This is a genomic window from Peptidiphaga sp., assembly GCF_057238965.1.
The window spans coordinates 1-10,829 of record NZ_DBHHEV010000005.1; the positions used below are offsets into that span (position 1 = coordinate 1).

At 57.4% G+C, this 10,829-nt stretch carries 9 protein-coding genes and 1 CRISPR repeat array; of the genes, 5 read left to right on the forward strand and 4 right to left on the reverse strand.

The genetic code is table 11. The features are described from left to right. Window positions 1–570 precede the first annotated feature (570 nt). The 4 genes from ACO48X_RS01310 to ACO48X_RS01325 all read right to left on the reverse strand — a co-directional run bounded on the left by ACO48X_RS01310 (window position 571) and on the right by ACO48X_RS01325 (window position 2,147). Window positions 571–780, reverse strand: a complete 210-nt coding sequence (locus ACO48X_RS01310; RefSeq protein ID WP_484999796.1) for a hypothetical protein — start codon at window positions 778–780, stop codon at window positions 571–573. Between the two features lie 134 nt (window positions 781–914). Further along, window positions 915–1,046: a hypothetical protein gene (locus tag ACO48X_RS01315; protein ID WP_484999798.1), complete on the reverse strand. Its 132-nt coding sequence runs from the start codon at window positions 1,044–1,046 to the stop codon at window positions 915–917. Between the two features lie 237 nt (window positions 1,047–1,283). Beyond that, window positions 1,284–1,433, reverse strand: a complete 150-nt coding sequence (locus tag ACO48X_RS01320) for a hypothetical protein (RefSeq protein WP_484999800.1) — start codon at window positions 1,431–1,433, stop codon at window positions 1,284–1,286. A gap of 207 nt (window positions 1,434–1,640) precedes the next feature. Further along, window positions 1,641–2,147: a hypothetical protein gene (locus ACO48X_RS01325; protein ID WP_484999802.1), complete on the reverse strand. Its 507-nt coding sequence runs from the start codon at window positions 2,145–2,147 to the stop codon at window positions 1,641–1,643. 161 nt (window positions 2,148–2,308) lie between these two features. Next, window positions 2,309–3,191: a CRISPR direct-repeat array (repeat unit 28 nt; unit sequence GGATCACCCCCGCATGCGCGGGGAAGAC). 118 nt (window positions 3,192–3,309) lie between these two features. On the opposite strand from ACO48X_RS01325, the gene cas3 reads away from it, so the two are divergent. From cas3 to cas5e, 5 genes are read left to right on the forward strand one after another with little or no spacing between them, the layout of a single operon-like run. Beyond that, window positions 3,310–6,387 carry a CRISPR-associated helicase Cas3' gene (gene cas3, locus ACO48X_RS01330; protein ID WP_484999804.1) on the forward strand — a complete coding sequence of 1,026 codons (3,078 nt, stop codon included), beginning with the start codon at window positions 3,310–3,312 and terminating at the stop codon, window positions 6,385–6,387. Further along, window positions 6,387–8,036, forward strand: coding sequence for a type I-E CRISPR-associated protein Cse1/CasA (gene casA / locus ACO48X_RS01335; RefSeq protein WP_484999806.1), 1,650 nt, complete (start codon window positions 6,387–6,389; stop codon window positions 8,034–8,036). Before cas3 ends, casA begins: the two co-directional genes overlap by 1 nt. Window positions 8,037–8,038: 2 nt before the next feature. Then, entirely contained in the window at window positions 8,039–8,713 is a 675-nt protein-coding gene (gene casB / locus ACO48X_RS01340) for a type I-E CRISPR-associated protein Cse2/CasB (RefSeq protein ID WP_484999808.1), read from the forward strand. 49 nt (window positions 8,714–8,762) lie between these two features. After that, window positions 8,763–9,902: a type I-E CRISPR-associated protein Cas7/Cse4/CasC gene (gene cas7e / locus ACO48X_RS01345; RefSeq protein ID WP_484999810.1), complete on the forward strand. Its 1,140-nt coding sequence runs from the start codon at window positions 8,763–8,765 to the stop codon at window positions 9,900–9,902. A 3-nt stretch (window positions 9,903–9,905) separates the two neighbouring features. Then, window positions 9,906–10,775 carry a type I-E CRISPR-associated protein Cas5/CasD gene (cas5e, locus tag ACO48X_RS01350; RefSeq protein WP_484999812.1) on the forward strand — a complete coding sequence of 290 codons (870 nt, stop codon included), beginning with the start codon at window positions 9,906–9,908 and terminating at the stop codon, window positions 10,773–10,775. Window positions 10,776–10,829 lie beyond the last annotated feature (54 nt).

The window sequence follows — 10,829 nt, forward strand, 5'->3', positions numbered from 1 at the left end:
AACTCATTCTGCGTGGCGCTCTCGTCGAAGCTGGAAGGGACCCTCGCCCGAAGCCGATGCGGGGCAGGGGAAGGCCGCGCAAAGAGCCCGACGACGAAGCCCGCCAGACCGATGGGAAGACATGACCCTCCGCAACTCTCGCGAGCTGAGGTCTCGCGTTTTCGAGACTTGCGGCTTCCCGTTTTCTTGTCCGTTGGGCGTGAAAAGGAGTGACAGAGGATCGTAATGTGTGCAAAATGCACTGTGTTTTCCCGCTGTCGACGAGGATTTCTGGATAACACCTCGCATGCGCGGGGAAGACGGAACGGTTCTCGCATACCACGTCATCCAGTCAGGATCACCCCCGCATGCGCGGGGAAGACACGCGGCCTTGCCGAGGTCTACTGGAACGCTTAGGATCACCCCCGGATGCGCGGGGAAGACACACTCTCTCAACGACACGCCTGCATTCAACGAGGATCACCCCCGCATGCGCGGGGAAGACGCTGCTGTCCTCCTCGGCCAGCAACGCATCGGTTAGCTCGGCCCGAGCGCGATTGGCCTGCTCGTCGTGGCCCCTGACCTCTAACGTCAGTGCCTCCGGCTGTCGCCGATGACATTCCCAATTGACAGCTGGTTGATCATCCCGAACGTCGCGATGACGAGCCCGACAACGACGGCGAGCTTGACTGTCTTCCACAGCAGCTTGCCGTATGCTCGCAACCCCCGCCCAAGCATGCGGAAAACCCACTGGATAGCAGCCAAAATAGGGCTCGCCGCAGCTTTGAACCGATTGCTCATTATGCATCCCCTCCTTGTCGGCAAGTCTATCTACTGCCTCCGACAAAAGCAGATGTTTTCGCAGGAAGTAACGCATTAACTTGAGGTCGCTGCTGAAGGCAGGATCACCAGTGTCAGTCGGCGGAGCGCCCCATTTAGGTCAGAGCTCCTGCAGGCTGGGGCTGGCCGAGCGTTGATGGGTTGGGATTGGCGGCCATGCCTGCGGCGTACCCGTCCTCGTTGAACTTGAAATCGCTGCCTCGCATGGTGGCGCGTCTAATGCGCATGTTGGCTTCGGCCCAGCTTTTTGCGACTGACGCCCGGTCGTCTAGGATCAGAGCTCCGTCCGAGCCTGGCGGGGCTTCCTCAGCCATTGACTGCGAGAGCTTCCTCGTTACTGCCCAGTAGAGAGATTCGATAAAGCCTTTCCGGAGAGCGAGTCGCTGAGATTCTTTCCGGAATCGCGGACGGTAATAGTCTGCTCCCTCGTCCACTACGCGCGCATCGCCTACATCGCCTGGCTTCTAAGCGATTTGGCCAGCTCGGCGGCGACGTTGACGTCGCTCGTCCTCTCGACGATCATCACGGATCATCACGCCTTGAGGAAGCCAGTAGATCGAGCATGTCTTGAGTTCTTTCAGCAGCCAGTAGAGGTCGTTGCGTTCGGTGACCATGTATCGGCCTTTGCCGAGGTTGAGCACATGCTTGCAGAAAGGGACTACTTGGCCGAGCTCAGCGTCCGATAGCTCGTAGCCAGTCACCGCGTACTTAGCAATAAGACGGTTGGCGTGCCTTTGGAACGCTTCAGCCTCCTTCGCGTATGGGTCGTATGGGGTCCCCTATAGGCCTGCTTCAAAAGTCGCTTGATAAGCGTAAGAAGCTCACTGCGCAGCTTTCCCATGGTCGCCTCCTTCAATCTCAATCAGGAGCTTGGTCTGGTTTGGTTCGACTTTGTAGTTGTCCATCTTTTTGGGCAGACAGCACTTTTCTATTTTCATTTTTCTTTGTAGTTTGCGATGTTTACCGTTAAAAGGGGAGGGTCCTAGGCGCCTAGGGCCTGTCGGGATTTCCCCGGATTCTACGGGTGTGAATTCTCGCCCATTGTCAGATTCAGCTGTGGTGACAACGGCTTCGAGTTGATGTGCGGCCCAAGCTGAAAGGCTTCGATGCGGGCCGCCGCGGGCGAACTCATTAAGGTACGCGGCTCGGATGCGTCCGAGAAGGATCGGATCAATTCTTATGGTGAACTTCTTCAGTTCAACAGTATTTCCGGTGATACCAGTGTTGCTGGTGCCGCTGGCAATGCTGGCATCACCAGCAACTATCGGGTCGACAACTTTTGTTTTCAGTGTTTCTAGTGCATGCGGGTCTGGGGTTTTCACGCGCATGCTCTCTGTGAACGATTGATCGCGTCGAGTGTCGCGGTGAGTCCTTGTCGGACAGCGACGTCAATGGTGGCAATGGGGCGATGTCCGCTTCCGGCTGCAGCGATTGCCTCTCGCTAGGGCAAAGGAGGGCGGATGACGTAGTCTCCGTAATATTCGTCCAGGAATCAGCCCCGCATGCGCGGGGAAGACTTTGACGTCCGCGAGGTAGCGGTCGATGCGTTGGGATCACCCCCGCATGCGCGGGGAAGACAGGTCGGCGCCCAGGGAGATGAGGTCGCGGGACGGATCACCCCCGCATGCGCGGGGAAGACGCTGAAATGCCTAAAGCACTCGCCGACGGGCGGAGGATCACCCCCGCATGCGCGGGGAAGACACCGTCAGGAGCACGCCCGCGATCGCCTGCCACGGATCACCCCCGCATGCGCGGGGAAGACGACTATTCGGATCAGTCGAAGTATCTTATCGAGGGATCACCCCCGCATGCGCGGGGAAGACCCGAGCGTGATCATCGCCCATTGGGCGTCGTTCGGATCACCCCCGCATGCGCGGGGAAGACCGTGAGAACGGCCTCATTGAGTCTCGACTTATCGGATCACCCCCGCATGCGCGGGGAAGACGCATTGAGACGACACAACGATATGTCGAACCAGGGATCACCCCCGCATGCGCGGGGAAGACGCGATGGCGAAAAGCCAGATCACCGCCGAAGAGGGATCACCCCCGCATGCGCGGGGAAGACGAGACCCATTCGATGGCCGTCGTGAGAGCTGGCGGATCACCCCCGCATGCGCGGGGAAGACGCGCTTGCGAAAGGTGCCCGTAGTACGAGCCCAGGATCACCCCCGCATGCGCGGGGAAGACAACTCGCGGTCTTCGACGACGAGGTAGACGCGCGGATCACCCCCGCATGCGCGGGGAAGACAATGGGTGGCCGGGCTCCGAAGCGAGGAGGGCCGGATCACCCCCGCATGCGCGGGGAAGACTCATCGCGTTCATTAACGCGATCGTCGGTGCGCGGATCACCCCCGCATGCGCGGGGAAGACAGTTGGATTCCCCCGGGAATCCGGCAAAATCATCTCCCAGTTTACCAGTTTTCTTTTGCTCTTAACCTAGTCCTTTAGGATGGTTCCTTCGCTGGGTTTTGGGACTAGGATCAAGTTTGTGGAAACAACGCTGATGTTGAGTTCTAAGTCACGCTCTGTTTGGGCCAAATCGAAATACGACAACGATGCACCTGGCCTGGCTTGGTGGTTGCCTCTCTGGTTGCACCTTGCCGATGCGGCCGAGGTTACGCGTCATTTAGCCGCGAACTGGCTTGCTCCAGCCATTCCTGATCTGATCGAAAGGGAATTCGCGAGATCCGCTTCCGGGCTCGATCCTGCAGCAGAATTCAAGGCGCTGGCGTCTTGGCTAGCCGGTATTCACGATATCGGTAAGGCCACTCCGGCTTTCAGCACTAAAGTTGGTGCTTTGGATGATCGCATGCGCGAGTCTGGGCTTCAGCACGGACCGATCGACCCAAACGAACGTCGCCAAGCGCCTCACGGTCTAACTGGGCAGATGATCGTCGAAGAATGGCTCAGGGAGAACAGACATTGGGGTCTTCAGCCGGCCCGTGCGCTTGCCTCCGTCATCGGAGCGCATCACGGCATTCCGGCTACAACAGAAATGGTCTGCAACATGCGTGGGCGCGAACATCTTCTGGGAGATGACGAATGGAGCGCGGTCCGCTCCGAACTTTTTGAGATGGCGATCAGTCGTGCCGGCGTCGCCGATTTGCTTGACGAATGGTCGCATAGAAGTTGGTCTGAGCCTTTTCTTGTTGAAGTATGCGGTCTTGTAATCGTTTCGGATTGGCTTGCTTCAACGGAAGCTTATTTTCCGCTTCGCCGTCTAGACGATGACGGCAGCGAGTTTCTTGATGTCAAACAGCATCAGGAACGAGTCGAAAGCGGACTTGCGAAAATAGAACTTCCCTCGCCTTGGCGTCCGCGAGACGACGGTAAAGACGCTGACAGCCTCCTTCGGACGCGATTCGATTTTCCTGACGGAGCCAAAGCCACGGCGGCCCAACGTTTGGCCGTGGAGGCGGCTCGTTCGATGGAACTTCCTGGACTCATGATTGTTCAGGAGGCCACTGGTTCGGGGAAGACGGAGGCGGCCCTCTTGGCGGCTGAGGTCTTGGCTGCTCGAACTGGACGTTCGGGGGTTTTGTTTGCGCTTCCAACGCAAACGACGACGGACGCCATGTTCTCGAGAGAATTGGACTGGCTGGGCCATATCGAGGAGAGCTATCGCGATGCTGGAGAGCCCTCTGCGTTTGCCGTTCAGCTCCAGCATGGACGCGCTAAGCTCAACGAGGAAGCCCGAGCATTGCGAAAAACAGGATATGCGATCCGCGATCGTCTTCTCGGGAGCCTGGGCGGCGATGGCGATCCGGCTGCGGACTTCCTGTCCTCGTCGCTTCCGGCGCCTCGGCAGATTGGCTTGGACGAAGAAGACGGCTCGGGCACGCGTACGAGCTCGGGCGGGAAAGGGGCGCGAGGGAACCGGGACGGGAAAAGAAACGGAAGTTGCCTTCGTGAAGAGGGCACAGACGCCGATCTCGCGATCATGGCCTGGTTTTCGGGCCGGAAGAAGTCTATGCTCGCGGATTTTGTTGTGACCACGATTGACCATCTCCTCTTCGCCTCGCTTTCTGCGCCACACCTCATGCTTCGGCATTTGGGGCTTAGCCGGAAGGTCGTTATCGTCGACGAAGTTCACTCTTACTCGACCTACATGAACTCTTACCTCGATAGATCCCTGACTTGGCTGGCCGCATATGGAGTTCCCGTCATTCTTCTCTCCGCCACTCTTTCCGAGGCGCGATGTTCGGCGCTTGCCGATGCCTATGATCGAGGGCTGCAGTTAGTCTCGGGCAGTGATTCGTGCGAAGAGAGACGGGATGAGGTACCCGACGTAGCCAGAGAGAGGGCGCGAGAAGAGGGGCCTATGCCTTTCCCGTGCCTTGTGACGTCTGGAGAAAGCGGGACGAAGATTGTCGCCGTTGAGGCTGAGGGCCGCAGTACTTCGGTTGAGATCAGACGGATGGATGAGGGGGCTGATGTCGTTGCCCTGCTCGACGACACTTTGTCCGACGGCGGGTGCGCCCTCGTTGTTCGAAATACTGTGCGCCGTGCACAAGAGACGTATGAAGAATTGCGCGAAGTCTTTGGCGATGACGTCAGCCTCAATCATTCGCGATTCACCATTTCCGACAGGCTGAATAAAGACGCCGATCTGCTTCGGCGGTTCGGCCCTCCTCGCAAGAGCCCCAAACGCCCTGAACGCGCGATCGTCGTTGCCACCCAGGTCGTAGAGCAGTCTCTGGACGTTGATTTCGACCTGTTGGTCACTGATCTTGCGCCAATCGATCTTCTTATCCAACGCATGGGACGGTTGCACAGGCACCAACGGCGTCGTCCTGGGAAATTGGAGCGACCGGTCTGTTACGTCGATTGCCTTCCATTGGCCTCGGACGATGAGCCTGAGATTGACAGGGGTGCGAAGCATATCTACGGCGAGAAAGACTTGCTCCTAACCGCTGCGGCACTGAATAAGATCGCAACGGAAGGTGGAGTGGTCCATGTGCCGGACGACGTGCGTGAACTAATTGAGGCGGTCTACGGGACGGATCCCGATGTTCCAGCGCAATGGAATCAAGCAGTGGCGGAAGCCAGCGATATAGCGGAAGAAACCGAACGAAAGAAAGGAGATGCCGCCAAGGGCTATCAGCTGCCCGAGCCGAAGAATGGCAACCGCGTATCTCTCATCGATTGGTTGCGCACACTCGCTGACGACAGCGAAGAAAGGGCAAGAGCGCATGTGCGCGACGGCGAAGACTCCCTCGAGGTGATCCTTCTCGAAGTGTGCAAAGAAGGCGGACAAGAGAGCGTGCGAACTCTCCCGAGCGCTCAAGGTTTTCCCAATATTGAGATTCCTACGGATCGCGAACCTGACCGCGCTTTGTCACGAGCCATGGCGATGTCGGCCGTCAGACTCCCGCCTAGATTCTCGAATCAGTCGGCGATCGATCGCGTTATCGGCGAGCTAGAAGGGTTCTATGTCGATTCGTGGCAAACGAACCTCGATCTGCGCGGGCAGCTATTTCTTTTGTTAAACAACGGACGCGCCGAACTGGATGGCACTACTGTTGAATACACGTCAACAACCGGGCTAATGGAGGTCCAGGATTAATGGCCGAAAGTTTCAATCTTCTCGACGAACCATGGATTCGAGTCACGCGTTTAAGCGGAGAGCCTGATGAGGTGTCCCTTGTTACGGCATTCGAAGAGGCGTCTGACATTTCTGGAATTCACGGCGAAATCGCGTCGCAAGACGTTGCGATTCTGCGCTTGCTTTTGGCGATTGCGCATCGCGCAATGGGAGGACCGAAGGATCTTAAAACTTGGGAAGCATACTGGAACGATCCAGAACTTTTGGCGACCGATGCGGTTGCATACCTTGAGCGATACCGGGAGCGATTCGACGTGCGCGATCCTGTAGCCCCTTTCTTTCAAGTGGCCGGTATACATGCAAAATCGGGCAAGATATCGGATCTCGAATCGTTAATCGTCGACGTTCCCAACGGGGCGCCCTTCTTTACCACCAGAATCGGCCCGGGCCTCGATCGGATTAATTGGTCCGAAGCTGCTCGATGGCTCGTTCACGTTCACGCTTTCGATCCTTCGGGCATCCGCTCCGGTGCTGTAGGGGATCCGGAGGTCAAGGGAGGCAAGGGCTATCCGATCGGCCCCGGATGGAGCGGTCAAATCGGCGTCGTGACAATCGAAGGAAATAACCTGGCCGAGACGATACTTCTCAATACGGTCGTGGTGGGCCTCGTTGATTCCCTCAAGGAAAAAGTCGACGCGGATAGGGATCTGCCACCGTGGGAATGCGAACCCGACGGCCCCGCAGGCAACCGAGACCTGGACCCGACGGGCCCTGTTTCGTGCTACACGTGGCAGACCAGACGCGTACTGCTCCACGGCGACGAGTCTGGTGTGACGGGACTTTTCCTTGGAAACGGAGACAAAGCTACTCCGCAGAACCGTTATCTTTACGAACCCATGACAGCCTGGCGGTACTCCGATCCTCAAACAAAGAAGTTTAAGTTCGACGTCTTTATGCCATACAAGTTCCCCAAAGATCGAGCGATGTGGAGGGGCTTGTCCACCTTGGTCTCCGAGCTCAGCGAAACCGTCGTTCGAATGGACGGCAAAAAGGAAACAAGATACAAGGCGGCCGGAGTCATCGATTTCTACCAACAACTGCTGTTTGACGAAATAGTTCCCAACGACGGCTTGATTCCCGTTCATTGCGTCGGAATTGAGTACGGGTCCCAAGAAGCAGTTGTCGACGAGCTTGTCGACGACGTCCTCAAGGTTCCCGCCAAGCTGTTGGAAGAGGACAACTCCCGTTATCTCGCCATTGTCCGAGATGCCATGAAAGAGACGGACAAAGTCGCCTCGTCGCTGCGGAACCTCGGCGGAAATCTTGCAAAAGCACAGGGGGCCGACCCCGACAGCGTGCAGGCCGCCCGTGAAAAAGCTGCGACGGCCTTCTACTTGGTCGTTGACGAAGAGTTTCCGCGATGGCTCGCCTCGCTAGCCGGTGAGGAGGCCCCCGACGAAGCAAAGTGGCGGTGGCGCGAGAGGCTTCGCAAAACTGCCGTCGGGCAACGCGACGGAATCGTTGGGTCGGTAGCGCCATCGGCGTACGCAGGCCGGGCGGATGGGAATCGCCATATCGATGTCGGAATCTCGCTTGCCTGGTTCGAGGCTTCAATCCGTGAGACTCTACCTGCCCACCCCGATTCGCAATCTGAATCTAAAAAGGACTGACAATGAATGCCACAGAAACTCAACCTGCGAAAAATGTGTCTCCCTCTAGGGGAAGAAACTTGAGCAAGACTGCTGTTGCCGTCGACCGCCGCATTGAAGACTTGCAAAAAGGCGTCTTGAACGACAAGGCGTCGGCTCGTGCAGCTCTTGCGAAATTGCGCCGAGGAGTGAACACAGATCCAGGCGAGATTGCAGACATTTGGGACTATACGCATGTGAATGATGTTCCCGACAGCGCTTCCGACGCTCCGACGCCGGAAGAGACAGCCGTCCATATAACCATGACCTTGTATGCGGTTCATCAGCAATCGAGGTCTGGCCCGATGCATAAACCAGGTTTCGGATTTGGAAGAGCTGCCCGTGAGTTGATCGGCAGGGAAGATGAGAACCCTTCCGCGCGCAGTCGCTTTAACGCTTTGGTCACCGCTTCGACTGTTGACGAGCTGCGCAGCCACCTCCGTTCTTTCGTCCAGCTTCTTCGATCAAAGGACATAGGTTTTGACTACGCTGCCTTTGCCGACGACCTCGTGATGTTCCGGCGTTCTGGCGGTGACAAGAAAGTCAGACGCAGATGGTCGCGTGACTTCTACAATCTTCGGAAACCAGATGGCAACGAGGCTGAGTCCGTCGACGTCGAAGCTTCTGCTAGCTCCAGCTTGTCCTCGGATGCCAAATGAAACTCGGGCGTTAAAAGCGCCACAAAACAACCTAAAATAGGGGAAGAAAATGAGCACTTACATCGATGTTCACATTGTCCAGAACATCCCACCCAGCTGCGTCAATCGCGACGACACAGGATCGCCGAAGTCCGCGATGTACGGTGGCGTGAAGCGTCTGAGGGTCTCGAGCCAAGCGTGGAAACACGTCACACGGAGCTTTTTTGACGCGCACCTCGACAGAGAGGATCTGGGTACACGGACCAAACGCGTTGTCGGCATTCTCGCCAAAGAAATAGGGCGGCAGGCAGAAGACCTTGAAAACGATGCTCAGAAGTTGGCCGAAAAAGTCTTCAACGCCGCCAAAATCAATCTGAGCGAGCCGAGGGCCAAGAAGAGCGAGGGAGCATCAAAGAAGGCTAAGGAATCGGGATATCTTCTGTTCCTCTCCAACAGACAAATAGCACAGCTCGCGGAACTGGCCGTGGAGAGTGCCCGCTCTGGCGAGGAATTGGGCAACAAGGAAGTCAAAAAGATCTTCAAGTCCCAGAACTCGATTGACGTTGCCCTCTTTGGCCGAATGGTCGCTGATGACGCCGACCTCAATGTCGATGCTGCCTGCCAAGAGGCACATGCGATCACGACGCATGCGGCCGAGAACGAGTTCGATGTCTTCACCGCCGTTGATGACGACAAATCTCGCGCCGAAGAAAGAGAGGATGCTGGCGCAGGAATGATGGGAACTATCGAGTTCTCGTCGGCCACAATATATCGTTATGCCACGGTCAATCTCGACTTGCTGCATGAGAATTTGGGTGATGCTGAGGCGACGCTTCGAGCGCTGTCCTCCTTCATTGAAGCCTTTGTCAAGACGATGCCGACGGGCAAGCAGAACACCTTCGCCAATCGGACGCTGCCCAGCATGGTGGTTGTTCAGGTGCGCGACGACCAGCCTGTTTCGCTCGTTGGTGCCTTTGAGAGACCGGTCCTCAAAAGCGACACCGAGGGATTCGTGGCAAAGTCTGTACGCAAACTCGTTGAACATGAGAAGCAATTGGAGGAAGCCTTTGGCGTCAAGCCGCGGCATGCCTTTGTGGTGAGCCTCGAGGACTATGAAGGGACGGAGTCTCTCGGGGAGCGAGTCGCGTTCAACGTTCTCACAGACAGAGTGCGCGATGTCGTCGAGTCACGCCTTCCAGCCTCGGAGTAAGCGATGGCAGTACTGCTCTTGCGGCTCGCGGGCCCACTGCAGGCCTGGGGCGTCAAATCCCGATTCACGGTGCGCGCTACAGAACTCGCCCCCTCCAAAAGCGGAATTCTCGGCATGCTGGCCGCGGCAACCGGCAGACGGCGCACCGACCCAATCGAGGACTTGCTGACGCTGCGCTTCGGTGTGCGAAAAGACCAGCCGGGAACGGTGGTGCGTGATTTCCATACGGCGCATACGCTGGATGGGTCCAAATCGATGCCGCTTTCCGAACGCTACTACCTTTCCGATGCGGTCTTCTTGGCCGGAATAGAGGGGGAGAATGCGGTGATCGAGCGGCTCGACCACGCTGTGCGGCATCCTTCTTTTCCCCTCTATTTGGGGCGACGTTCGTGCCCTCCGTCCTTTCCCGTCTCGCTCGGATTGCGCGATTCAAGCTTGTTGGAGGCTTTGACAAGTGAGCCGTGGCTGGCCTCCAAGTGGTACCGGAAGCGCCATCGTGAAGGCGGAGAAATCGAAGTTCTTCTCGACAAAGACGCTGTGCCCGAAGGCGAGCACACAAACGATGTGCGAGGGAGCCGAGATGTGCCTCTTTCTTTCGACCCGCGTCATCGTGAGTATTCGTTCCGGGACATTGAGCGGCATATGGTGAGAGTGAAAGACAAAGCGTCGACTGGGAGCGCGGCTGTGCGCTCCGACGTCGGCGAAGACCACCACGATCCCATGGCAGAACTTGACCCGGTGGGAATGCTCGATCCAATGGCCGAGCTCGAAGATCCGGCGGGAGGGCTGAGTTCGCTGACGGGGCCGAACGAATATGAAGGTTCTGCCGCGGACTCTCACGATCCCATGGCGGAACTGTTGGAGGAAAGTTAGAGATGCGAGGTAGAAGATGCACCTGACGAAGATAGAACTCGATCCGCGGCGTCG